Source organism: Microbispora sp. NPDC046973 (genome assembly GCF_040644495.1).
Classification (GTDB): Bacteria; Actinomycetota; Actinomycetes; order Streptosporangiales; family Streptosporangiaceae; genus Microbispora.
Map to the genome: position 1 here is coordinate 512224 of NZ_JBEYWQ010000003.1, position 22833 is coordinate 535056.

Sequence of the window (22833 nt, forward strand, 5' to 3'; positions counted from 1 at the left end):
CATCAGACGCGCTCGTGGTAAGTGAGCAGGCGCTTGGCCTGTAGTCGGTGAGATCGCGGAACCGAGGGCGAAGTCACGCGGGGGACGGATGAACCGGGCTGTCTCCAGCCGTCAACGGCACGTCTGTCGCCCGTGCGTCGACGCGTCCGCGATGCGTTCGCCGAGCAGCAGTGCAGCGACCGCCTCCGGGGCCTCATGCATTGCGTCGTGGCCGGTTGGGAGGTCGTGGACCTGCCAGTCGGGATCGGTTCGGAGCCGGGCGCGGAGTTCGGCGAAGGGTGTGCGGTCGTCCCATCCGGAGCAGTAGACGAACTCGCGGCGGGGCACGCGGTCGACGGCGCCTGTGAGCCGGATCGCTTGCAGGAACGAGCCGAGGGGATGGGGGCGGCGGCGGGGATCGCCGTCGCCGGGCGGCCGGACGGCGTAGCCGGTGCTCGCAGCGCCGGCGGCGAACGCTTCCCGGTAGCGCTCGGTAGCCGACGACCAGCACGAGTCGCCATCGCGCGGCACGTAGGCGTCGAGATGCACCAGCCGTGAGATCCGGCCGTCGGCGCGATCGGCGGCAGCGGCGATCACCATCCCGCCATAGCTGTGGCCGACCAGCGTCGCGCTCGTGATGTGGGCGCGATCGAGGAGCCGCAAGACGTCCTCGGCATGCGTGTCGAGGTTGGCGGTCGCGACCGTCGCGTTGTCGTCGTCCGGCCGCAGACCGGTCAGGGTCAGGGCGTGTACGGCATGACCGGCACGCTCCAGCAGCGGAACCACCGCCTCGAACGACCAGGCGCCGTGCCAACCGCCGGGCACGAGGACGAACGTCGCCATGCGTTTCTCCTTCTCTCTCACGCGGCGGCACCGAGGCACGCTGCCTTGATGACATGTGGTTCGGTCCGGCGCTCTGCGCCGCTGAAGACCACTCCGCATAAGGCAGTGTCGCCAGATCATGGTGTGGCCGGCCACCGATAGGATGCCAACCGATGTCTGTTCGCCGCCAACCTCGTCCGATCGCCGGTGTGACGTCACATATATGGCCGTCTGGCGGGCGCCACATCTGGCCATCCGGCGAAACAAGCGCAGTGCAGTCGCACGCACGAGGACACCTGGTATACGCGGCCAGCGGCGTCTTGGCGGTTCACACCGAGCGCGGCACGTCGATCGTTCCCGCCAACCGGGTCGCCTGGACCCCGGGCGGGTTCACGCACTACCACCGCGCCCACGGCGACACCGACATGCGGATCGTCTTTCTCCCGCCGTCCCTCGCCCGGCTCATACCGGAGCATCCCGCCGTGTTCCTGGCCTCCGACCTCGCCCGTGAGGTCCTGCTCGCCCTGACCGGCCCTCGCAACTACGGCGACGCCGCGCCCGGCTACAGCCGCTCCGCGCGCTCTCGCCTCCTTCGAGTCCTCGTCGACGAACTAGGCGAAGCACACGAACAGCCACTGCACCTGCCGGAGCCACGGGACGATCGACTGCAAGCCATCGCCCGGATGCTGTACGAGAAGCCGGCGGACAACACCTCGCTGGCCGAACTCGGGAAGACGATCGGAGCCAGCACCCGCACCCTCAGCCGCCTGTTCCACAACGAACTCGGCATGACCTTCTACGAATGGCGCACGCAGCTACGCGTCTACCACGCGCTCGTGCTCCTCGCCGACGGCCACGGCACCACCCAAACCGCCTACGCCTGCGGATGGGCCAACCCCAGCAGCTTCATCGCTGCGTTCACCAACATCATCGGAACGACCCCGGGTCGCTACCGAACCCCGACGTCCGGTGGTCCGGCTGTCAGATCTTGACCGTCATCGCGCTGTCCACCACTCGGAAACCGAGCCTCTCGTACAGGCGGCGGGCGGGGTTGCCCTCGGTGACCACCAGGCCGACACAGGTCAGACCGTCCGCGCCGGCCTGGGCCAGGGTGGCCGACAGCATGAGCGCGCCGAGACCTCGCGGCGACCGGTCCGGGTGCCGGAACACGTCCGCGATCCACGGTCCCCGGTTCGAGTCCGTGACGAGAACTCCCCCCACGACCTCGCCCATCCCAGAAGAACCGTCCCGTACGGCGAGGACGCTGCAGGGAAGCAGGGGGCCGATCTCCTCGCCGCCGAGGAGCGGAACGAGCTCCTCCTTCAGGGCCTTCTCGCGATCCCGGGGGCGGTAGTCGGGATGGCCGGGCGGGTAGGCGGCGAACCACGCGGGGAAGACGTCGGCGGGCGACCGGTCGCAGGAGACGATGCGAAAGCCGTCCGGAGCGGCGCCCGCGACCGGCCGGGCGATCGGCAGATCGCACCGCATGACGTTCATGTGCCGCAGCAGCCGTGCGCCCCGGTCGAGCAGGGCCCGGCCGAGCTCGACCGGCGCGGAGACCACCCAACCGGGCATCCGCGACGTGATCGCGTCGGCGGCGCCCGGGCCGATGTCCTCGATCGCGTAGGCCCAGGGGCCGCCGTCGCGCACGCCCTCGATGTAGCTCATCACCGGGACGCCGCCGGCCCCGGCCAGTCCGTGCCGTTCCGCACCCATACCGCGAGGTTCGCGCAGCCGGGCCGGATAGGCAATCGAATTGGGCCGCCGTCGAGGGAATGGCGAGTTCGTCGCCCCCTCGACACGGCGAGATGAAGAAAATCCTATTAAGGGAGAGCCTTTTTCCGTGCGGCAGAAGCGGCCGATGGGGACGGGCTTCCGGTGAGACGGCGGTCGATCGTCATTCGAAGCCGGCCGGGAAGCCTTAACGGTTGTCCGCCTTGCCGGAGCCGAGCTGCTCGGCGCAGGCGCGGAGGGCGCGCAGGGCGGCGACGACGGGGATGAAAGCGCGGATCAGGGAGGCCAGCGCGGCGGGAACGCGGGTGGCGGCCGTGAGGATGACGGTGAGCGCGCCGATGAACGCCAAAATCGATGTGGTCATGGGATCGAGGGTCTGACAAGCGGCGTTCCCTGTCATTCGGCGATCACAAATCGGAAACAACGGCAGGTCGCAGGGATCTGAATTCCTAGGCTCTCGGCCCGAACCGAATGGAGGGCCGGGCCGGGAATGAGAATCGAGCTGGAGCGGGTCACCCGCCAGGCTGAGCTGAGCGAGGCGATCGGGGAGCTTTTCCGCCGCGACGGCCGCACCTATCTCGACGTCGCCAACGAGGCGGAGATGTCGACGTCGACACTGCACGACATGGTGTCGGGAAAGAGTTTCCCGCGATGGAAGAAGCTCGAGGCGGTGCTCGCCGCGTGCGGGGTCGAGGAGGCCTCCGCGATGTCGGCCTGGCGGGAGGCGTACCTCAGGGTTCAGCGGAACCGGAAACTCATCCCGTTGCCCTGGGCGAACGACGACGAGACCGACCCCTTCGCCCAGGACCGCACAGCGTCCGGCCGTCCGGTCCTGCGGTTCGTACGCGCCGCGATGGTCCTCGCGGCGCGTCCGTGGCGGAACATGCGAGCCCGCCACAACGAGCGCCAGCGGGTGGTGATGCTCAAGCAGATACGCCGGGACATGCGGGATCTCATCGAGCCTGCCGAGGCCTACCACTGCCTCACCGCGCGCTTCCACGATGTCGACTCGAAGGGGAAGGCCCGCGAGATCGACATCAGAGACCTCTACGAGGAGGCCGCCGAAGAACTGGTCCTGCTCGCCAAGCCCGGCATGGGCAAGACGACTCAGCTGGCCCGGCTCGCGGACCGGCTCGCCGCCGAGGCGCTCGAGGATCTCGACCGGCTGGGTGGGGCGTCCATCCGGCCGGTTCCGATCCTGCTCAACCTGTCGGACTATCGCGGCGGACCGCTGGAGGACTGGCTGCCGGCCGCGGTGAACCGGCAGTACCTGGGCGTTCCGGAGGAGTTGGCGCGCGGCTGGCTCGCTCAGGATCTTCTGCTGCCCCTGCTGGACGGCCTCGACCAGGTGCCGTCCGACGCGGGCCGCGCCGAGTGCGCAGAGCAGATCCGCCGATTCCGGGCACGCCGCACAGGGATCGTGGTCAGCTGCCGCTATGACGACCTCTCGATAGCCAGGGGCGTCGGGGCCGCCCGGTACGTCCAGTTGTCCACCCCCACCAAGGAGGATGTGGAGGAGTATCTGCAGAAGAACATGGACGCCCTCGCCGACGTGCATGCCGCGCTCAAGGCGAATCCGGCTCTGGGGACGTTGCTTCGGTCCCCGCTGATGCTCGACGTCATCTATGTCGCCTACCAGGAAAGATCCGCGACCGCACTGCATGTTCCGGAGAAGTCCGACAACCAGCGCCGAGAGATGATCTTCGACGCGTACGTGCGGCGCATGGTGCTGGACAACCGCCCGCTCCGCAGATCCGACCCGCCGGAGCGGACGGTGACGTGGCTCACCTGGCTGGCGCGGAGCCTGACCGAACGGCGCGCGCACATCTTCTACCTGGACCGGCTTGACCTGGAGTGGCTGCGCCTGGGTAGCCGGCAGGTGCTGCCACGGGCGCTTCCGCCCTTCCTGCGGACCGCGACGGGAGAGGTGCTCACCCTGCTGTGGCTGACGGCGGCCGTCGCCGCCGGAGCGCTCGACACGAGCCTTTCCGACGCCTTCCAGGTCACCCGCGCCATGCTGGTCACGAGCGCGACCCAGGCTCTGATCACGCAGGCCACATGGATCCGGAACCCGAGGCCGCGCCTGCGCGGGGTCATGCCCAACGTTCCGGTGGTGATGGTCATGTGGCTGCCCCTCACGAAGGTCGACTGGCTGGCCCCCGGCATCATCGCCATGATCCTCACCTGGGCGTGGCTGCAGCTCGGCAGCCTCGAGACCTGGTATTTCCCGGTGTTCACACCCGTGGAGCAGATCCGGTGGTGCTGGACGCCCCGCGAAGCCGGACCCTCCCTTCGAGGATCCCTTCCGCACAGAGGCGTCTTCACCGTCGCGACCACCGTCGCGATGACAGCACTGCTGATCTACCTGTCCGGCGTGCTGCTCCCCGGCCACAGGTGGGCCACGGCCGCGGCCGGCCTCGTCCTCGTGGCCCTCTACCTCGCCGGCAACAACTTCGAACCCTCGCTCAAGGAGGAGCGCGCGACTCCCAACGAGGGAATCCGCAGGTCGCTACGCTTCGCGATCGTCCAAGGCGCCGCCCACGCGACCCTGGTCGCGGGCTGCCTGCTCGCGGTCTTCCGCACCGCGGGAGCACCCCTGCCGAACGCGCTCCTCATGGCCGGCTTCCCGGCGTCGCTGTTCGGCATGGCCCGCGCCTACCGTTACGGCGGCCTGGCCCTCGTCCGTCACTGGACGATCCGGGCCTGCTTGGCCGCGAGCGGCGATTCCCCCTTCCGCTGCAAGCAGTTCCTGCACGACGCCGAACAGCGCATCCTCCTGCGCCGCATCGGCGGCGGCTACGCCTTCCCCCACCCACTCCTCCAGGAGCACCTCGCGATCGCCCCCGACACCCTGCTCTCCCGTCTGGCGCTGCACGGGAAGGAAGAGAACTAGACGCCCTGGGGGAGGCGGAACAGGCGATTCGGGTCGTACGCGGCCTTGACCTGGGCCAGGCGCGCGGCGTTGGCACCGTAGTACTGCTGCCGCCAGTCCTTGAGCTCCGGATCGATGTAGTTCACGTACGCGTGGTCGCCGAAGTACGGCCGCATGGCGGCGTGGGCGGCCCGGGCCCAGCCGGCGGCGCCGGAGAAGTGGGAGTAGTACTGCACGCTGAACAGCGCCTTGCGGTGCGGGAAGGCGGTGGCGTCGGGGCGGACCCGGGCGACGGCGCCGCCGAGCGCGTCGAGCATCACCGAGTGCCGGCCCGGGGCGGCGACCTGGGCCAGCAGCGCCTTGATCCCGGCGGACGACAGCGGCGTGTAGGCGAAGTGCGACTTGGCCGAGAACGAGTCGCGGACGAGCTTTCCGCTCGCGTTCTGCCCGGGAAGGGTGCCGGGACGGTGGCACTGGGCCACCGACATCGAGGCGCAGCCCGCCTCCACCATCATCGCGTGGTCGTAGGCGGAGGTCGCCACGTAGCGGGTCGAAGGACCCGAGCCGACGCGGTCGACGAGCTTCTGCAGCAGGTTCTCGCACGCCGTCCTGCCGCCGAGGTAGAGGCCGCCGACCATCACGTCGAGCGACGGGTCGCGGTCGAGATGGCAGTTCGACCACATCGCGTCGGGCGCGGAGGGTGCCCACGCCTGCCACGCCTTCAGCACCGCCGCGGCCTTCGACCAGGGCCAGTGCAGGAAGAACAGGGTCACAGAACGCGTCGGATGGGTCCGGAACGTGAACGACGTCGCCACGCCGAAGTTGCCGCCGCCGCCTCCCCGGGAGGCCCAGTAGAGGTCCGGGTGCGAGCTCGGCGAGCAGGTCACCACTTTCCCGTCCGCCGTGACGACCTTCAGGGACTCCAGCACGTCGCAGGTCAGGCCGTACTGCCGCGACACGACGCCGATGCCGCCGCCCAGCGTGAGCCCGGCCACCCCGACCGTCGGGCAGGAACCCGCCGGGATGCTGACGCCGTGCGCGGCCAGCTTGGCGTACACGTCGACCAGGCGCGCCCCGGCGCCGACCGTCGCGTGGCCGCCCGAGTAGGACACGCCGCTCATCGGCGACACGTCGACGACGAGCCCGCTGCCCGTGGACCAGCCCGCGTAACTGTGGCCGCCCGACCGGGAGGTCACCGGCACGCCGTATCGCCGGGCGAACGCCAGGCACTCCGACACGTCCGCCGCCGTCGTGCAGTAGGCCACCCCGGCCGGCCGCAGGGAGTCGAAGGCCGAGTTGAACACGTGGCGGGCGTTGTCGTACGACGCGTCGCCGGGACGGATCAGTTTGCCGTCGAGTCCCCGGCCGAGCGCGGACCAGTCCGCGGGACGGGGACCCGCCGCGGCGAAAGCCGTGCCGGAAAAGGCGGCGGCCCCGGCCAGGGCCGAGACGCGAAGGAAACTCCGTCTGTCGATCATGGTCGTACTCCCGAGGTGGTGATCTACCTCGTTGAGACGCTCATGGAACCGGTCCGGTTGGTAACAAGCCCATCACTTCGTTCCTACACGCAGGGCCAGCGCGGGGCACATCTCCACGGCCTTCTGCGCCTCGCCCAGCAGCCACGAGGGCACGCCGGTGTCCATGAACACCGGAAAGCCGTGGCGGTCGAGCTTGACCAGCTCGGGCACGAGGTGCGCGCACAGGCCGTGGCCCTGGCAGCGGGTCCAGTCGACGACGAGCCTGGCGTCCTGCGCGTCCTCGATCGGCAGCGGCAGCACGCCCTTCGCCGCCCGCCCGCAGCCGCCGTGGAAGCGGTGCTCCTCCACGTCGTCGGCGAACGCGTCCAGCGCCGACAGCACGAACCTGGCCGAGCCGTCCGGGTGGAAGCAGGCGCCCCGGCCCTTCACCGCGGCGGCGGCGCGGCGGACCAGGTCGGGGCCGTCCGGGTCGCCGTCCTGGAGCCGGCGGCAGGCCCGCGCGAGGTCCGGCAGGCCGAGGCGGCACGGCCCGCACTGCCCGGCCGACTGCGCGGCGAGGTAGTTCGCCACCCGCGCCGTCTCGCCGAGCGGGCAGGTGTCCTCGCCCAGCACCACCACGATGCCCGCGCCCAGCTCGCCGCCCGCCTCCTTCGCGCCGCGGCGGGACAGGATCGCGCCGTACGCGTCCTCGGCGGACATCCACATGCCGTGGTAGCCGCCGAGCAGCAGGCCGTCGCCGATCTTCGCCTCGCACAGGGTGAGCACGTCGGCCAGCGGCACGCCCGGCGCGGCCTCCACGACCGCGGGGGTCGTCACCGAGCCGCCGACGGTCAGCAGGATCGTCCCCGGCTCCTGCACGGTGCCCACCGCGGCGTACTCCTCCGGCCCCAGCTCGGCGAGCACGGCGAGCTGGGCGAAGGTCTCGGTGTTCGACAGCAGGGTGGGCAGCCCGTGCACCCCGCTGTCGCTGGAGCGGACCTTCCGCCCCGGGGGCAGGCCCGCCTCGCCGTTGACCGCGCGGACGAGCGCGCCGCCCTCGCCGGAGATGAACCGCTCCTGGACGCCCGCGACCCGGACCAGGCCGGTCAGGCCGCGCTCGGCCACGGCGGCGGTGACCGAGGCCTCGGCCAGCTCGCCGGCGCCGACCGCGATCACCACCTCCCGCGAGCCGAGCGCGCTCGCCGCGAGCAGGGCGCCTTCCAGAACCAGGTGGGGCGCCCGGGTGAGCAGGGTCTTGTCCTTCAGGCTGGCGGGCTCGCCCTCGGCGGCGTTCACCAGCACGACCGTCTCGCTGTCGCGGGCGCGGGAGGCCACGGCGCGCAGCTTGCGCGCGAACGGGAACGCGGCCCCGCCCCGGCCCCGCAGGTCCACCTCCTCGGCCATCGAGATGAGCTCGTCCACGGTCTGGCCCGCGAGCCGGTCGTGGAACTTGTAGTGCGCGTTCAGGTCGAGCCTGCGGTGGTCGTCCAGACCCGCGGTGAGCCGGGCCGGGCCGAGGCGCCGTACGTGGGAGACGCGGTAGGGAATCAAACGATCCTCCGGAGACGGGGTTCCTGGGGGGTGGGAGGTGTGTCGAGGACGTCGAAGGGATCGGTGCCGGTGCGCCCGAGGACGGCGGCCTCACGCGGCGTCTGCCGCCGCCGCATGGCGGGCCGCGGCGTCGCGAGGTCCTCCCGGGAGGTGCGGTCCTCCCGGGAGGTGCGGCCGGCGCTCCACTCGGCGTTCCAGTCGCCGGTCGCCGCCTGCCGGGCGGGCCGGGTGGCCGCGGCGAGCCGGATCAGCAGAGCGGCGGCGACCGCCGCCAGGCAGGCCACATAGCTGAAGGTCACCCAGGGGGCGGCGGCCCGGCCCGCGGTCAGGCCGTGCAGGATCGCCACCGGCCAGGCGAGGTAGGCCAGGTCGTGCAGCCCGCGCCACAGCCAGGGCCGCTCCGCCTGGGCGAACCTGCCGCGCATCACGCCCGTCGCGACGATGACGACGAACAGGTCCGAGGCCACGGCCCCCAGCGACACGTAGACGTCGGTGGAGGGGATCACCGACCCGTACGGCGGCACCAGCCCGGCGGCGATCTTCATGCCGATGTGGACGATCAGGAAGCCGATGCCGAGCAGCGCCATGGCCCGGTGCACGAGCTGGACGCGCACCCGCTGGGAGATCGGCAGGACGACGCGGTCGGTCGCCGCCAGGCCGAGGGCGACCGTCGTCGTGAGGCCGACGAGCGAGAAGACCCCGGCGTAGAACGTGAGGAACGACTGGGCGTCGGCGAGGAACACCGCGCCGCCGCTGGTCTGGGAGGCGGCGAGCCCTCCGACGAGGGCCAGAGTGGCCACGGCGCCGAGGCCGATCCGCACGCCGCGCCTTTCGAGATCGAGGCCGGAATCGGGCCGGGTGTGCCGGGGAGCCCGTCTGCTGGGCAATGATTCCTCCGTCTGATCAATGCGGGCTCGAAGTGGGGGGGCGCCGCTCCCCGTCCTCAGGCGGGGGTGGTCTGCGAAGGACCGGACGGGGAACGGCACGATCATCGGGGTTAGGCGGCTCAGCAGCGCAGGCCGCGGTTGACACAGGAGACGACCGTGCTCATCAGCCGGTCGGGCATGACGTTCTCGAAGTCGGCGTGGTCGGTGATCGGGTTGTGCTGCTGCTCGGGGAAGCTGTCCACCGCGAACGACGGCCCGCCCGGCACCGAATAGGCCAGGGTCATGCGCAGCTGCGGGATCGCCCGGGTGCCCGCGGGGCAGGCGCCGTTCGCACCGGGGAACACGACGTGCGTCCTGTGGTTGGCGCTGTCGGTGTTCTGTCCGTCCCAGCAGCTGGGGAAGTCGAGCACGCGCAGCACCAGGCTGCCTCGCGGGCAGAGCGGATATTTGCTCGTCAGCCGGTTGGCGAAGCCGGTGCAGGTCCACTGCGCCCGGGCGTTGGCGCCGCCGTTGGTGGCCGCCTTCGCGTCGCCGGTGATCATGCGGAGGAAGCGGGGCATCGCCACGACCCTGCCGACCGGGTTGCCGCGGAACTGCAGCGTGACCGACCGGGCCAGGAGGATCCTGCCGACGTTGCCCTCGGACGCGCCGCCGGGCTCGTCCGCGCCCGTGCCCGTGCCCGTACCCGTGCCCGTGCCTGTGCCCCGGCCGCGGTTCTGCCCGGTCCGGAACTGCTCGCTGTTGTCCGGGGAGGACGAGGGGGAGGCGGTCGCCTGGGCGCCGGCACCGGTCCGGGCGCGCAGCACGGGCCAGAAGTACGCCGACCTGTCGCCGAACCTGCAGGTGGTGCCGCCCGCGGCGAGGCTGTCGTCGGTGGAGAAGCCGTTGGTGGTGAGGTTGCCGACGTAGTCGTGCACGTGGTGCGCGCCGTTCGACACCCCGGGCGTGACGATGTGGTTGTCGGAGTTGCGGTGGCCGTTCTCGTTGCGTCCGCAGCGTGAGGTGAACGTGCCGCGCCCGGCGCGTACGCCGGTGTCGCCCGGGGGGACCTGCCGGATGTCGACGAAGTCCTCCAGGGCCGGGCCGACGTCCTCGCACTCCGCGCCCTGGACGGAGGGATCGCAGTGGTCGGCGAACGCGGGCCGGCCCACACCGGTCAGCGAACCTGCGATCAGTACGCCCGCCATCGCGAGCACGAGCCGTTTTCGCATGGATGCTCCTTGGACAGTGCCTTCTAGACCGTGGGGGTGGGCAGGGTGGAGTAGTCGACGAGGCCCGTGCCTTCGAGCAGCGTCATGTGCTTCATCACGACGTCCACCGCCTGCCCGGCGAAGTCGCGGATCAAGCTGTTGCGGGTGCCCGCGCGTACGGCGGAGACGAAGGTGAACACCTTGCCGTGCGCGTCGCGCAGGCGGGCGGCGAAGACGCGGTCGAAGCCGGCGCCGCGCGCGGCGGCCATCTCGTCCAGCCACCCGCGCTGGTCCGGGTTGGGCTGGTCCGGCAGCGGGACGGCGAGCTTGGCGGCGAGTTCCCTGACCGCCGCGTCGAGCTTGGTGTGGTCCTCCACGAGGTGCCTGCCGACGTCCTTGACCTTGTCGCTGCCGGCCCGGTCCTGGGCCCAGCGGCCGGCGGGGATCTCCCAGAGACCCGCCCAGCGCACCCGGACCAGCAGGTCGCGGTCGGCCGGGCCCAGCGGGCCGTAGGGGGTCTGCGTCCAGCCCGCCTGCGTCCAATCCGACTGGGACGAGGCGCTCCGGGGGACGACCACGACGACCGTGACGGCCGCCGCGAAGAGGAAGACGCCGAGCACCAGGAGTTCCCCAAACCGGAACCGCATCGTGCCTCCTTTCGTGACCTTCGGTCGGAGGTACGCGGTCCCCTCGGGTGCGGTTCAGGAAATAGTCAGAAATGACTGGAGTTACGGATGTGGTGTACGAACCAGTAACCCTGGTGCAAATATGTGGCCGTGCGTCGACAACTCGACAGCCGGTTCGTGCGTCTTGACCCCCCTGACTACGACGCTGACAACGACGACCCCGATCGGGACGAACGTCTGATCCGGGAGCTGTACCGCGAGTTCGGCGGTCCGCTGCTGCGTCACGTGCGCAAGACGACCGGCAACGACCTGCAATGGGCTGAGGACGTCGTCCAGGAGACGCTGGTGCGTGCCTGGCGCAACTCGGCGAAGCTGACGTGGGAGCCGCCCCTGCTGTGGGCGTGGCTCCTCACCGTCGCCCGCCGCATCGTGATCGACGGGCGCCGCAGGCGCGGCGTACGGCCGAGGGAGGTGGAGGCTCCCGAAGAGGACAGCATCGCCGTACCGGACGGCTCGGACCGGACGCTCGCGGCCATCGTGGTCGCGGACGCGTTGCGGCACCTGTCGAGTCAGCACCGGGAAGTTATCGAAGAGACATACTTACGCGACCGGACGGTAAGCCAAGCGGCCGAGGTTCTGGGCATCCCACCGGGTACCGTGAAATCGAGGCTCTTTTACGCCCTGCGCGCGCTTCGCACGGCCCTGAAGGAGAGGGGGGTGGCCAGCTGATGTCCGCGTCGTCGCCGCACTTCGACGTGGCAGCGTACGCCCTGGGAGTGCTGGACGACGACGACGCCGAGGCATTCGAGCGGCACCTCGACGAATGCGCGCCATGCCGGGCGGAACTGCTGGAGACCCAGGAGCTGCCCGGCATGCTCGACGCCATCAAGGACGGCTCCGTCTCCTCGGAGCGTTCCCACCCCTGACCGCCCCGCGACATGAGACCCCTCGGCGGGGGTGGGGCTGGTTAAATGGGGCGCGGTCAATCCCCTGGTCACGAGCACACGGACGAAGTTGACGTTTGTGTCGTTATGGGGTGGTATCGGGGGCGGTGGCGCCGGGATTTCGGTCAATGGGGATCGGAAGGGACGCGCCATCGTGGAGGAGTGGCGCATGCCTGCGACGCCGTACGGCCGGGCCGGGTCCGGGGACGTCCTGCCCCCGCCGCGCAGCTTCGGCGAGGAGGGCGGGCGCCTTTCCTATGGCGGCTATCTCCGCCTGCCCGAGCTGCTCGCCCAGCAGGAGCAGCGGTCCGGGGCCAGTGACGAGCTGCTGTTCATCACCGTCCACCAGGTCTACGAGCTGTGGTTCAAGCTCCTCCTGCACGAGCTGGAGCGGATCAGGGACGCGATGATCGAGGGCGCGCTGTGGCGCGCCAGGCACCTGTTCCGCCGGGTCCACGCGGTGGAGAAGGTCCTGGTCGACCAGGTCCAGGTGCTGGAGACCATGACGCCGCAGGACTTCCTGGAGTTCCGGTCGGTCCTCGCCCCCGCGAGCGGTTTCCAGTCGGTGCAGTTCCGCGAGCTCGAGTTCCTCTCGGGCGCCAAGGACCCGGCGTACCTCGGCCGGCTGAGGGACGCGAGCGAGGCCGAACTCGCCAGGCTGCGGCGGCGGCTCGCCGAGCCGACGCTGTGGGATGCTTTCCTCACCGCCCTCTCCCAGCGCGGCCTGCCGGTCTCCGACGAGGAGATCATGGAATCCCTGCTGGCCGTGGCCCGTGACCGGGGATCGTACGACGATCTGTGGGACCTGGCCGAAGATCTCCTCACCCACGACGAGACGACCGCGCTCTGGCGGATGAGGCACGTGCAGATGGTGGAGCGCCAGATCGGCACGAAATCCGGTACGGGAGGCTCCTCCGGGGCACCGTACTTGAGGGGAAGGACGCGTTTGCACTTCTTTCCCCTGCTCTGGGAACTCCGGGCCTGGCTTTGAATCCTCACAAGGGAGTGAGTAGCGACATGCCGCTCGAAATGGCGCTAAATCGGCAGGAATCGGATGAAGCGCTGGACGAGCTTCTCCGCGTCGCCGCCGAGAGGTGCGCGCACGCGCCGGGAGCGCTGCACGTGGAGGGCGAGGACCCCCTGGCCTTCCTGAGGCGGTACTACCGCAACGTCCCGGTCGAGGACCTGGCCGACCGAGACCCGGTGGACGTGTACGGCCCCGCGATGGCCCACCGCCACCTGGCCCAGCACCGGCCGCAGGGACGCGCGCTGGTCCGCGTCTACACCCCCACGCTTGAGGAGTGCGGCTGGGACCCGGGCCGCTCGGTGGTCCAGATCGTCACCGACGACATGCCGTTCCTCGTCGACTCGGTGACCACCGAGCTGGACCGGCACGAGATCGGCACCCATCTGATCGTCCACCCGCAGATGCGGGTGCGCAGGGACATGACCGGCGAGCTGCTCGGCCCCGACAAGGAGAACGTCACCGGGCAGATCATCCGCGAGTCGTGGATGCACATCGAGATCGACCGGCAGGCCGATCACGGCGTGCTCAAGGAGCTGGAGAGCGACCTGCAGCGGATCCTGCAGGACGTGCGCTGCGCGGTCGAGGACTTCGCCAAGATGCGGGCCCTGGCCGTGCAGACCGCCGAGGACCTGGCGGTCAACCCGCCGCCGCTCGATCCCGCGCAGGTCGAGGACGGCATGGAGCTGCTGCGCTGGCTGGCCGACGGCCACTTCACGTTCCTCGGCTACCGTGAATACCGGCTGGAGGACACCGACGGCGGCGCCGCGCTGCGCGGCCTGCCCGGCACCGGGCTCGGCATCCTGCGGGCCGACAAGGCCGGATCGGCAAGCTTCGCGGCCCTGCCGCCGAAGGTGCGGGCGAAGGCTCGGGAGAAGCAGCTGCTGATCGTCACCAAGGCCAACAGCCGGGCCACCGTCTACAAGCCCCACTACCTCGACTACGTCGGGATCAAGGTCTTCTCGCCGGAGGGCGAGGTGATCGGCGAGCGGCGGTTCCTCGGGCTGTTCACCCACGTGGCGTACAACGAGTCGATCTCCCGGATCCCGGTCCTGCGGCGCAAGCTCGCCGAGGTGCTGGAACGTGCCGGGCTGTCGCCCGACAGCCACGACGGCAAGGATCTGATGGAGATCCTGGAGACCTACCCGCGCACCGAGCTCTTCCAGATCTCCGTGGACGAGCTGCTGCCCATCGCGCTCGGCGTGCTGCGGCTGCGCGAGCGCAAGCAGGTCAAACTGTTCCTGCGCCGCGACGACTACGGCCGCTACATCTCCTGCCTGATCTTCCTGCCGCGCGACCGCTACACCACCAAGGTCCGCCTGCACATGCAGCGGATCCTGATGAAGGCGCTCGGCGGCACCTCGCTCGACTACAGCACGATGATCGGCGAGTCGGCGCTGGCCCGGCTGCACGTGGTGATCCGCGGCGAGCGCGGCAAGCCGCTCGGCGAGACGCCGGTCGACGTCGAGGAGCTGGAGGCGCGGCTGGCCGCCACCACCCGCACCTGGGAGGACGACCTCGCCGCCGCGATCGCCGAGCTGTGCCCGGAGGAGGAGGCGCCCCGGCTGCTGCGCCGCTACGGCACCGCCTTCCCCGAGGGCTACAAGGCCGACTTCCCCGCGCGTACGGCCGTCGCCGACCTCAAGCGGCTGGAGGCGCTCGGCGAGGACCCGAACGCCATCGGCATGAACCTCTACGAGCCGTACGGCGCGGCCGAGGGGGAGCGGCGCTTCAAGCTCTACCGGCTGGGCGCGCCGATCTCGCTGTCGCGGGTGCTCCCGCTGCTCACGCGGATGGGCGTCGAGGTGGTGGACGAGCGGCCGTACGAGATCGACCGCGACCACGACCCCGACACCAGGGACGCCTGGATCTACGACTTCGGCCTGCGGTACACCCCCTCGGAGGAGGTGCACCGCGACGAGTTCAAGCGGCTGTTCCAGGACGCGTTCGGCGTGCTGTGGCGCGGCGAGGTGGAAAACGACGGCTTCAACGCGCTCGTGCTGGCCGGCGGGCTCACCTGGGAACAGGCCGAGATCCTCCGGGCGTACGCCAAGTATCTGCGGCAGGCGGGGACGACGTTCAGCCAGTCGTACATAGAAAGGGTGCTGCGCGGCAACGTGCGGCTGGCCCGGCTGCTGGTGCGGCTGTTCGAGGCCAGGCTCGACCCGCGGCGGCCGGACGACGGCAGGCCGGAGGTCTGCGACGCGCTGACCGAGGAGATCCTCGCCTCGCTGGACGAGGTGGCCTCGCTCGACGAGGACCGCATCCTGCGGGCCTATCTGGAAATGATCCAGGCGACGCTGCGCACCAACGTCTTCCAGGCCGCGCGCGACGACGGTCGCGACGCCGGGGACGCGGGCAGTCAGTTCGTCACCGGCAGGCGCAAGCCGTACATCTCGCTGAAGGTCGATCCGCAGGCGATCAGCGTGCTGCCGCTGCCCCGGCCGAAGTACGAGATCTTCGTCTACTCGCCGCGCGTCGAGGGCGTGCACCTGCGCTTCGGCAAGGTCGCCCGAGGCGGCCTGCGCTGGTCGGACCGCATGGAGGACTTCCGGACGGAGATCCTCGGCCTGGTCAAGGCGCAGATGGTCAAGAACACCGTCATCGTGCCGACCGGCTCCAAGGGCGGCTTCGTCGTCAAACGCCCTCCCACGGGAGGGCGCGACGAGTTCCTGGCCGAGGGCGTGGCCTGCTACCGCCAGTTCATCTCCGGCCTGCTCGACCTCACCGACAACCTGGTCGCCGGGGAGGTCGTGCCGCCGCCCGACGTCGTGCGGCACGACGGCGACGACACCTACCTCGTGGTCGCCGCCGACAAGGGCACCGCGACGTTCTCCGACATCGCCAACGAGGTGGCCAAGGAGTACGGCTACTGGCTCGGCGACGCCTTCGCCTCGGGCGGGTCGGTCGGCTACGACCACAAGGCCATGGGCATCACCGCCAGGGGCGCCTGGGAGTCGGTCAAGTACCACTTCCGCACGCTCGGGGTGGACGTGCAGAGCACCGACTTCACCGTGGTCGGCGTCGGCGACATGTCGGGCGACGTGTTCGGCAACGGCATGCTCCTGTCGGAGCACATCCGGCTCGTGGCGGCCTTCGACCACCGGCACGTGTTCGTCGACCCCGCCCCGGACGCCGCGCGGAGCTTCGCCGAGCGGCGCCGGCTGTTCGAGCTGCCCAGAAGCTCCTGGGACGACTACGACAGGTCGCTGATCTCGGCGGGCGGCGGCGTGTGGCCGCGCACCGCGAAGTCGATCCCGATCTCGCCGCAGACGCGCGCCGCGCTCGGCCTGCCGCACGGCGTCAGCGCGCTCGCGCCGAACGACCTGATCAGCGCGATCCTGCGGGCCCCCGTCGACCTGCTGTGGAACGGCGGCATCGGCACGTACGTCAAGGCGTCGTCGGAGACCCACGCCGACGCGGGGGACAAGGCCAACGACGCGCTGCGGATCAACGCGGCCGACCTGCGCTGCAAGGTCGTGGGCGAGGGCGGCAACCTCGGCTTCACCCAGCGCGCCCGGATCGAGTTCGCGCTGAACGGCGGGCTGATCAACACCGACTTCATCGACAACTCGGCTGGCGTGGACACCTCCGACCACGAGGTGAACATCAAGATCCTGCTCGACCAGGTCGTCCGCGACGGCGACATGACCGACAAGCAGCGCAACCAGCTCTTCCTCGACATGACCGACGAGGTGGGCAGGCTGGTGCTGGAGGACAACTACGCCCAGAACGTCGTGCTCGCGGCGGCCCGCGCCCAGGCGCCGGAGATGCTGCACATCCACGCCCGCTACCTGCGGAGGCTGGAGCGCGAGGGGCTGGTCAACCGGGAGCTGGAGTTCCTGCCGTCGGACAAGGTGCTCGCCGAGCGGCGCCAGGCCGGGCTCGGGCTCACCAACCCCGAGTTCGCGGTGCTGCTCGCCTACACCAAGCTCGTGGTGGACGCCGAGCTGCTGCAGTCGGAGATCCCCGACGACCCGTCGCTGGCGTCGTGGCTGGTGTCGTACTTCCCCTCGGCCCTGCGCCACCGTCTCCGGGCGTACATGGACTCCCACCCGCTGCGCCGGGAGATCATCACCACCCGGATCGTGAACGACTTGGTGAACTTCGGCGGGACGAGCTTCGTCTACCGGTTCGGCGAGGAGACCGGCGCCTCGACGGCCGACATCGTGCGGGCCTACCTCGTGACGCGGGAGGTCTTCGACCTGCCGTCGTTCGTGCGCCAGATCGAGGAGCTGGACAACGAGGTGGACACCGCGACCCAGCTCGCCATGCTGCTGGAGGGCCGCAAGCTGTCCGAGCGCGGCACCCGCTGGCTGCTCGGCAACCGCCGTCCGCCGCTCGACCTCGCCTCCACGGCCCGCTACTTCATCGAGGGCGCCGGCGGCCTGCTGCCCCACCTGCCCAAGCTGCTGACCGGCCCCGACCTGGTGGCCTACGAGGAGCGCAGGGACTCCTTCGTGGCCAGGGGCGTGCCCGGCGAGCTGGCCGAGCGGGTCGCGGCGATGGTGCCGGCCTACTCCACGTTCGACCTCGTGGAGATCGCGGCGTACACCGGCCGGCCGGTGAGCGAGGTGGCCGAGGTCTACTTCGACCTGGCCGACCGGCTCCAGCTCGCCCGGCTGCGCGAGCGGGTGATCGCGCTGCCGCGCGACAGCCGGTGGAACTCGATGGCGAGGAGCGCGCTGCGCGACGACCTGTACGCCGCGCACGCGACGCTCACCAGGGATGTGCTGATCCACAGCCGGCCGGGCCTGTCGCCCGAGGAGCGGCTGGCGAGCTGGACGGAGGCCAACCAGGCCGCGGTGACGCGGTCGCGGCAGACGCTGTCGGAGATCTGGGAGAGCGACACCTTCGACCTGGCGACGCTGTCGGTCGCGCTGCGCGCGGTGCGGACGCTGGTGTCCACCAGCAACCTCCCCCACGCGGAGGCGTGACCGTGCTCGCCGATCAGCGGTTCGAGCCGCCGGTGACGATGCCCTCGTAGCCGACGACGTGCGCGGGCGCGGTGGACGCCTTGGGCGGCACCGCGCTCACGTACTGCTGGGTCTCGACGATCTGCCGCTTCTGCCGGATGAACAGGTCCTTGGCGGGGCTCAGCAGCCAGCGGGCCTCGGCGGGGATCCCCACCGGGCGGCCCTCGCCGCACTTCAGCCCCTGGGGCTGGCCCTGCGGCTGCCCGCTGACGGTCCACGAGGACGTGCGGATCAGCGTGTACAGCATCATCGCGCCGCCGTCGCGCGTGCGCAGGGCGAAGGTCGGGTAGTTGGGAGCCGAGGCGAAGATCGACTCGTAGACCATGCAGTCGTCGGCCTTCGCCTTCGCCTTGGTCTTGACGATCTCGTCGTAGAAGCCGGTCGTCTGCGGGCCGGGGGCGATCAGCCCGGAGGCGTAGCCCTTGGGGCCCTCCTCGGCGACCGTGGCGTGCAGCGGGCCCATCAGGTTGGGGCTGATGGCCACCGAGGTGTCGCGCGACTCCAGCGCCGTGGCGTACCCGTCCGCGTCGAGGGCGGCCGAGGGCGGGTCCTGGCCGGGATAGAGCAGGGACGCGAAGCTGTTGAGCCACCGCCCGTCCTGGCCCTGCCGTACGAACGTGAACACGCCGGTGCGGACCTCGCCCGACGCGTCGCGCCGCCGGGCGGTGGCGGCGAACCAGGCGGTGGAGCGGCCGCTCTGCCGGGGCACGAGCACCGTACGGCGATCCCACGTGTAGCGGGCGGGCTTGCCCTCCTGGGAGTGGATGTCGGCGATCGTGATGGGCCGCTGGCCGTCCTGGGTGAGCCGCAGCTCCCACTGGTCGGCCCCGGCCAGCCGCAGCACGTCGTCGGTGTCGAGGAACGCGTCGAGCGCCCGGGACGCCTCCTCCAGCGTCACCGCAGGGGGGCTGGGCGACGGCGAGGGGCTCTCGCCGGGACTCGGCAGGGCGGAGGTGGCCGCCGCCGGGCTGGCCGTCGGCCGGGCCGGCTCCCCGCCGGAGCAGGCGACGGCCGCACAGGCGACGAGGGCAAGGGCCAGCGCACTCCGAACGACCCCGTTCACGCCAGCCTCCCCATGCAATCGATCCACATGCTACCGACGCGTGCTGCCTGACCGGGTCTCCGATTCGCGTACCCTTTACAGACGTGGCAGTCATCGATCCAGCCGAAGAGATCAACGAGCTTAGCGGCACGCTGAAGGGCATTCAGGACGTGCTCGACCTCGACGCCCTGCGCAAGCAGATCGCGGAGTTGGAGGACCAGGCTGCCGCGCCCGACCTGTGGAACGACCCCGAGCAGGCGCAGCGCGTCACCAGCCGCCTCTCCCACCTGCAGGCCGAGGTCAACCGGGTGGACGGCCTGGGCCGCCGCCTGGAGGATCTGCCGGTCCTGTTCGAGCTGGCGTCCGAGGAGGGCGACGAGGACGCGCTGGCCGAGGCGGAAAGGGAGCTCGCCGCGCTCAGGTCCGAGGTCGGCGCGCTCGAGGTCCGCACGCTCCTTTCGGGCGAGTACGACGCCCGCGAGGCCCTGGTGACCATCAACGCGCAGGCGGGCGGCGTCGACGCGGCCGACTGGGCCCAGATGCTGCTGCGCATGTACCTGCGGTGGGCCGAGCGCAAGGGCTACCCGGCGGAGGTCTACGAGACCTCCTACGCCGAGGAGGCCGGCATCAAGTCCGCCACCTTCACCGTCAAGGCCCCCTACGCGTACGGCACGCTCAGGGGCGAGCACGGCACCCACCGGCTGGTGCGGATCAGCCCGTTCGACAACCAGGGCCGCCGGCAGACCTCGTTCGCGGGCGTGGACGTGGTGCCCGTGGTCGAGCAGACCGACCACATCGACATCAACGAAGACGACCTGCGCATCGACGTCTACCGGTCGTCCGGGCCGGGCGGCCAGGGCGTGAACACGACCGACTCGGCCGTGCGGATCACCCACCTCCCGACCGGGATCGTGGTCTCCTGCCAGAACGAGCGGTCGCAGCTGCAGAACCGCGCGACGGCGATGGCCGTCCTCCAGGCCAAGCTGCTCGAGCGCAAGCGCCAGGAGGAGGCCGCGGCGATGAACGAGCTGCGCGGCGAGACGACGACGTCATGGGGCACGCAGATCCGCAACTACGTGCTGCACCCCTACCAGATCGTCAAGGACCTGCGCACGGGTGTGGAGGCCGGCAACCCCTCCGCCGTGCTGGACGGCGACCTCGACGAGTTCATCGAGGGCGAGATCCGCTGGGCGCGGCGCCAGGAGTCGGGTGACGGTCAGTAACCGCTGACGTGCGTGAGCGCGACCAGCGCCACGACCAGTAGCACGACAAGCGCGATGACCAGGGGCGACAGCCCCATGAACCCGTGGTGGTGAACCTTGGCGCGGCCCTCACGGCAGACGGGGCAGCGCCCCTCCACCACGGGGCCCGCGCACGCGGCGCAGATCAGATGTTCGCAGCTCATAGCAGCTTTACCGCCCCATCGCCCAAGGGCTAATCGTTTTGTTTCCGTTATGGACGTTCCATGCCAGTGTTACCCCTAGACTGGCCTCTGGCCAAACGGAACGTCGATCCAGAGCAAAGTGACCGGCGACCCCCGGACCGGCCGTCCCACCCCCTAGACTGGCTAGCCGTGATGCGCCCGTGATCCATTTCGATAATGTCACCAAGGTCTACGCGAACCAAAACCGGCCCGCCCTCGACCACGTGAGCGTGGACGTCGACAAGGGCGAGTTCGTGTTCCTGGTCGGTCCGTCAGGGTCGGGGAAGTCCACCTTCCTCCGGCTGGTCCTGAAGGAGGAGCGGCCCAACAGCGGCTCCATCCACGTGGCGGGCAAGGACCTGTCGAAGCTGTCCAACTTCAAGGTGCCGCACCTGCGCCGCCGCATCGGCTGCGTGTTCCAGGACTTCCGGCTGCTGCCGAACAAGAACGTCTATGAGAACGTGGCGTTCGCCCTGGAGGTCATCGGCAAGCCGCGCCGCTTCATCCGCAAGGTCGTGCCCGAGGTCATCGAGCTCGTCGGCCTCGAGGGCAAGGCGCACCGCATGCCGGAGGAGCTGTCCGGTGGTGAGCAGCAGCGGGTCGCCATGGCCCGCGCGTTCGTCAACCGGCCGATGATCCTGCTCGCCGACGAGCCCACCGGAAACATCGACCCCGCCACGAGCATCGGCATCATGAAGGTGCTCGACCGAATCAACAGGACCGGCACGACCGTCCTCATGGCGACACACGACGCCGCGATCGTCGACTCCATGCGCAAGCGCGTGGTCGAGCTCGAGGACGGCAAGATCGTCCGCGACCAGTCGCGCGGCGTGTACGGCCAGGCGTATTAGGAGTAACTGGGACCATGCGGGCCAACTTCATCTTCTCCGAGGTCTGGATCGGCCTTCGGCGCAACCTCACGATGACCATCGCGGTGATCGTGACGGTGGCGGTCGGCATGGCGCTGCTCGGCGTCGGACTGATGATCAACTCCCAGGTCTCGAAGCTGACCGGCTTCTGGAGCGACAAGGTCGAGTTGTCGGTCTACCTGTGCACCAAGGGATCGCCCTTCGAACCCTGTAAGAACAGGGGCGCCGTCACCCAGGACGAGAAGAGCACCCTGGAGCAGACGATCAAGGGGCTCCCGGACGTCGAGCGGGTGCAGTTCGAGAACCAGGCCCAGGCGTTCAAGAACTTCCAGAGCACCGAGAACAACACGCTGCTGCTCTCGGTGACCAAGCCCGAGGACATGCCGGAGTCGTTCCGGGTCAAGCTGAAGGACCCGGAGAAGGCGGCGGCCGTGGCGAGCAGCCTCAAGGGGCAGCCCGGCGTCTCCAACGTCGTCAACGAGCGCGACCTGCTCCAGTCGGTCTTCGGCTTCATGGACACGCTGCGCAACGTGGCGCTCGGCATCGCGATCCTCATGGTGATCGCGGCCACCCTGCTGATCGGCAACACGGTCCGGCTGTCGGCGTACAACCGCCGGAGAGAGACCGGCATCATGCGGCTGGTCGGCGCCTCCAACATCTACATCCAGCTTCCGTTCGTGCTGGAGGGCCTGATCGCCGGTCTCATCGGCGGCGTCCTGTCCGGCGTGATCCTGATCATCGTGAAGGTCTTCATCTTCGAGTCGATCCAGACCTACATGGCCGCGCCGCTCGGCTGGGACACGGTCGCCGGCGTGATCACCGGCACGATGGCCATCGGCGTGCTGATCTGTGTGCTCGCCTCGTTCGTCACCCTGCGCCGCTACCTGCGGGTGTGATCCCGCACCGGCCGCGCAGCTCGTTTCCGCCCCTCGCGGCGACGGTAGGCTCCCCTTATGCCACGTGAGACCGGGCGCAAGCTGATCGCCCAGAACAAGCGTGCCAGGCACGACTTCTTCATCGAGGACACCTACGAGGCCGGGCTCGTCCTGACCGGCACCGAGGTCAAGTCCCTGCGGGCGGGAAAGGCCAACCTGACCGACGGCTACGCCTCGGTCGAGGGCGGCGAGGTCTGGCTGATCAATGTGTACATCCCGGAGTACAGCCAGGGCACCTGGACCAACCACGCCGCCCGGCGCACCCGCAAGCTGCTGCTGAACCGCAAGGAGATCGGCAAGCTCGACGCGACGCTGAAGGAGAAGGGCCTCACGCTGATCCCGCTGTCGATGTACTTCAAGGACGGCCGGGCGAAGATCGAAATCGGCATCGCCAGGGGTAAGAAGGACTACGACAAGCGGCAGACGCTCATGGAGAAGCAGGCCACGCGGGAGATGGCGCGGGCCATGTCGAACGCGGTACGCCGCCGGGGGGGCCGTTAGG

Annotated in this window: 20 protein-coding genes; 10 read left to right on the top strand and 10 right to left on the bottom strand. The window is 70.1% G+C overall.

Annotated elements, in window-relative coordinates:
• Window positions 1-111: 111 nt before the first annotated feature.
• Entirely contained in the window at window positions 112-822 is a 711-nt protein-coding gene (locus ABZ860_RS09535; protein ID WP_357217399.1) for an alpha/beta hydrolase family protein, read from the bottom strand.
• A 299-nt stretch (window positions 823-1121) separates the two neighbouring features.
• Here ABZ860_RS09535 and ABZ860_RS09540 point away from each other — a divergent pair, with 299 nt between their 5' ends.
• The gene (locus ABZ860_RS09540; RefSeq protein WP_357217401.1) at window positions 1122-1793 is read left to right on the top strand and encodes an AraC family transcriptional regulator; all 672 of its coding nucleotides are present in this window, start codon (window positions 1122-1124) and stop codon (window positions 1791-1793) included.
• Here the strand turns inward: ABZ860_RS09540 and ABZ860_RS09545 are convergent.
• Window positions 1783-2517, bottom strand: coding sequence for a GNAT family protein (locus tag ABZ860_RS09545; protein WP_357217403.1), 735 nt, complete (start codon window positions 2515-2517; stop codon window positions 1783-1785). The two genes, ABZ860_RS09540 and ABZ860_RS09545, sit on opposite strands and share 11 nt — an antisense overlap.
• Before the next feature lie 205 nt (window positions 2518-2722).
• A complete protein-coding gene (locus ABZ860_RS09550) occupies window positions 2723-2899 on the bottom strand; it encodes a hypothetical protein (RefSeq protein WP_357217405.1) in 177 nt (58 codons plus the stop codon).
• Between the two features lie 126 nt (window positions 2900-3025).
• On the opposite strand from ABZ860_RS09550, the gene ABZ860_RS09555 reads away from it, so the two are divergent.
• Window positions 3026-5428: a helix-turn-helix transcriptional regulator gene (locus ABZ860_RS09555; protein WP_357217407.1), complete on the top strand. Its 2403-nt coding sequence runs from the start codon at window positions 3026-3028 to the stop codon at window positions 5426-5428.
• Here the strand turns inward: ABZ860_RS09555 and ABZ860_RS09560 are convergent.
• The 5 genes from ABZ860_RS09560 to ABZ860_RS09580 form a co-directional block, all read right to left on the bottom strand.
• Window positions 5425-6885 (bottom strand): FAD-binding oxidoreductase, encoded by a 1461-nt coding sequence (locus ABZ860_RS09560; protein WP_357217410.1) that lies wholly within the window; start codon window positions 6883-6885, stop codon window positions 5425-5427. The two genes, ABZ860_RS09555 and ABZ860_RS09560, sit on opposite strands and share 4 nt — an antisense overlap.
• A 72-nt stretch (window positions 6886-6957) precedes the next feature.
• On the bottom strand, window positions 6958-8415 hold the full coding sequence (locus tag ABZ860_RS09565; RefSeq protein WP_357217412.1) for an NADH-ubiquinone oxidoreductase-F iron-sulfur binding region domain-containing protein: 1458 nt from the start codon (window positions 8413-8415) through the stop codon (window positions 6958-6960).
• Window positions 8412-9302, bottom strand: a complete 891-nt coding sequence (locus ABZ860_RS09570) for a hypothetical protein (RefSeq protein ID WP_357217415.1) — start codon at window positions 9300-9302, stop codon at window positions 8412-8414. The genes ABZ860_RS09565 and ABZ860_RS09570 overlap by 4 nt, the downstream gene beginning before the upstream one ends.
• Window positions 9303-9421: 119 nt before the next feature.
• A complete protein-coding gene (locus tag ABZ860_RS09575) occupies window positions 9422-10513 on the bottom strand; it encodes a DUF1996 domain-containing protein (RefSeq protein ID WP_357217417.1) in 1092 nt (363 codons plus the stop codon).
• Between the two features lie 23 nt (window positions 10514-10536).
• The gene (locus ABZ860_RS09580; RefSeq protein WP_357217420.1) at window positions 10537-11139 is read right to left on the bottom strand and encodes a DUF4142 domain-containing protein; all 603 of its coding nucleotides are present in this window, start codon (window positions 11137-11139) and stop codon (window positions 10537-10539) included.
• A 129-nt stretch (window positions 11140-11268) separates the two neighbouring features.
• On the opposite strand from ABZ860_RS09580, the gene ABZ860_RS09585 reads away from it, so the two are divergent.
• From ABZ860_RS09585 to ABZ860_RS09600, 4 genes are all read left to right on the top strand, one after another.
• The gene (locus ABZ860_RS09585; RefSeq protein ID WP_319018409.1) at window positions 11269-11847 is read left to right on the top strand and encodes a sigma-70 family RNA polymerase sigma factor; all 579 of its coding nucleotides are present in this window, start codon (window positions 11269-11271) and stop codon (window positions 11845-11847) included.
• Entirely contained in the window at window positions 11847-12044 is a 198-nt protein-coding gene (locus ABZ860_RS09590; RefSeq protein ID WP_357217423.1) for a zf-HC2 domain-containing protein, read from the top strand. Before ABZ860_RS09585 ends, ABZ860_RS09590 begins: the two co-directional genes overlap by 1 nt.
• 187 nt (window positions 12045-12231) lie before the next feature.
• The gene (locus tag ABZ860_RS09595; RefSeq protein WP_357217425.1) at window positions 12232-13053 is read left to right on the top strand and encodes a tryptophan 2,3-dioxygenase family protein; all 822 of its coding nucleotides are present in this window, start codon (window positions 12232-12234) and stop codon (window positions 13051-13053) included.
• Window positions 13054-13079: 26 nt separating this feature from the next.
• Window positions 13080-18023 (top strand): NAD-glutamate dehydrogenase, encoded by a 4944-nt coding sequence (locus ABZ860_RS09600; RefSeq protein ID WP_357217428.1) that lies wholly within the window; start codon window positions 13080-13082, stop codon window positions 18021-18023.
• A gap of 13 nt (window positions 18024-18036) precedes the next feature.
• On the opposite strand, the gene ABZ860_RS09605 is transcribed toward ABZ860_RS09600, so the two are convergent.
• Window positions 18037-19125, bottom strand: a complete 1089-nt coding sequence (locus tag ABZ860_RS09605) for a hypothetical protein (protein WP_357217430.1) — start codon at window positions 19123-19125, stop codon at window positions 18037-18039.
• Between the two features lie 83 nt (window positions 19126-19208).
• Between ABZ860_RS09605 and prfB the strand changes: the two genes are divergently transcribed.
• Window positions 19209-20327 (top strand): peptide chain release factor 2, encoded by a 1119-nt coding sequence (gene prfB / locus ABZ860_RS09610; RefSeq protein WP_357217432.1) that lies wholly within the window; start codon window positions 19209-19211, stop codon window positions 20325-20327.
• On the opposite strand, the gene ABZ860_RS09615 is transcribed toward prfB, so the two are convergent.
• Window positions 20321-20509, bottom strand: coding sequence for a hypothetical protein (locus ABZ860_RS09615; RefSeq protein ID WP_182898828.1), 189 nt, complete (start codon window positions 20507-20509; stop codon window positions 20321-20323). The genes prfB and ABZ860_RS09615 overlap by 7 nt on opposite strands.
• A gap of 179 nt (window positions 20510-20688) precedes the next feature.
• On the opposite strand from ABZ860_RS09615, the gene ftsE reads away from it, so the two are divergent.
• The 3 genes from ftsE to smpB are packed head-to-tail and all read left to right on the top strand — an operon-like array spanning window position 20689 to window position 22832.
• A complete protein-coding gene (gene ftsE, locus ABZ860_RS09620; protein ID WP_079315626.1) occupies window positions 20689-21378 on the top strand; it encodes a cell division ATP-binding protein FtsE in 690 nt (229 codons plus the stop codon).
• A 14-nt stretch (window positions 21379-21392) separates the two neighbouring features.
• Window positions 21393-22292, top strand: a complete 900-nt coding sequence (gene ftsX, locus ABZ860_RS09625) for a permease-like cell division protein FtsX (RefSeq protein WP_357217435.1) — start codon at window positions 21393-21395, stop codon at window positions 22290-22292.
• A 57-nt stretch (window positions 22293-22349) separates the two neighbouring features.
• Window positions 22350-22832, top strand: a complete 483-nt coding sequence (gene smpB / locus ABZ860_RS09630; RefSeq protein WP_357217438.1) for an SsrA-binding protein SmpB — start codon at window positions 22350-22352, stop codon at window positions 22830-22832.
• Window position 22833: the final 1 nt, after the last annotated feature.

Excerpts from the sequence above, each read along its gene's own strand:
- ABZ860_RS09535 (WP_357217399.1), bottom strand. The coding sequence starts at position 822 with ATGGCGACGTTCGTCCTCGTGCCCGGCGGTTGGCACGGCGCCTGGTCG.
- ABZ860_RS09545 (WP_357217403.1), bottom strand. The coding sequence starts at position 2,517 with ATGGGTGCGGAACGGCACGGACTGGCCGGGGCCGGCGGCGTCCCGGTG.
- ABZ860_RS09550 (WP_357217405.1), bottom strand. The coding sequence starts at position 2,899 with ATGACCACATCGATTTTGGCGTTCATCGGCGCGCTCACCGTCATCCTC.
- ABZ860_RS09555 (WP_357217407.1), top strand. The coding sequence starts at position 3,026 with ATGAGAATCGAGCTGGAGCGGGTCACCCGCCAGGCTGAGCTGAGCGAG.
- ABZ860_RS09560 (WP_357217410.1), bottom strand. The coding sequence starts at position 6,885 with ATGATCGACAGACGGAGTTTCCTTCGCGTCTCGGCCCTGGCCGGGGCC.
- ABZ860_RS09575 (WP_357217417.1), bottom strand. The coding sequence starts at position 10,513 with ATGCGAAAACGGCTCGTGCTCGCGATGGCGGGCGTACTGATCGCAGGT.
- ABZ860_RS09580 (WP_357217420.1), bottom strand. The coding sequence starts at position 11,139 with ATGCGGTTCCGGTTTGGGGAACTCCTGGTGCTCGGCGTCTTCCTCTTC.
- ABZ860_RS09590 (WP_357217423.1), top strand. The coding sequence starts at position 11,847 with ATGTCCGCGTCGTCGCCGCACTTCGACGTGGCAGCGTACGCCCTGGGA.
- ABZ860_RS09595 (WP_357217425.1), top strand. The coding sequence starts at position 12,232 with ATGCCTGCGACGCCGTACGGCCGGGCCGGGTCCGGGGACGTCCTGCCC.
- ABZ860_RS09600 (WP_357217428.1), top strand. The coding sequence starts at position 13,080 with ATGCCGCTCGAAATGGCGCTAAATCGGCAGGAATCGGATGAAGCGCTG.
- ABZ860_RS09615 (WP_182898828.1), bottom strand. The coding sequence starts at position 20,509 with ATGAGCTGCGAACATCTGATCTGCGCCGCGTGCGCGGGCCCCGTGGTG.
- ftsX (WP_357217435.1), top strand. The coding sequence starts at position 21,393 with ATGCGGGCCAACTTCATCTTCTCCGAGGTCTGGATCGGCCTTCGGCGC.
- smpB (WP_357217438.1), top strand. The coding sequence starts at position 22,350 with ATGCCACGTGAGACCGGGCGCAAGCTGATCGCCCAGAACAAGCGTGCC.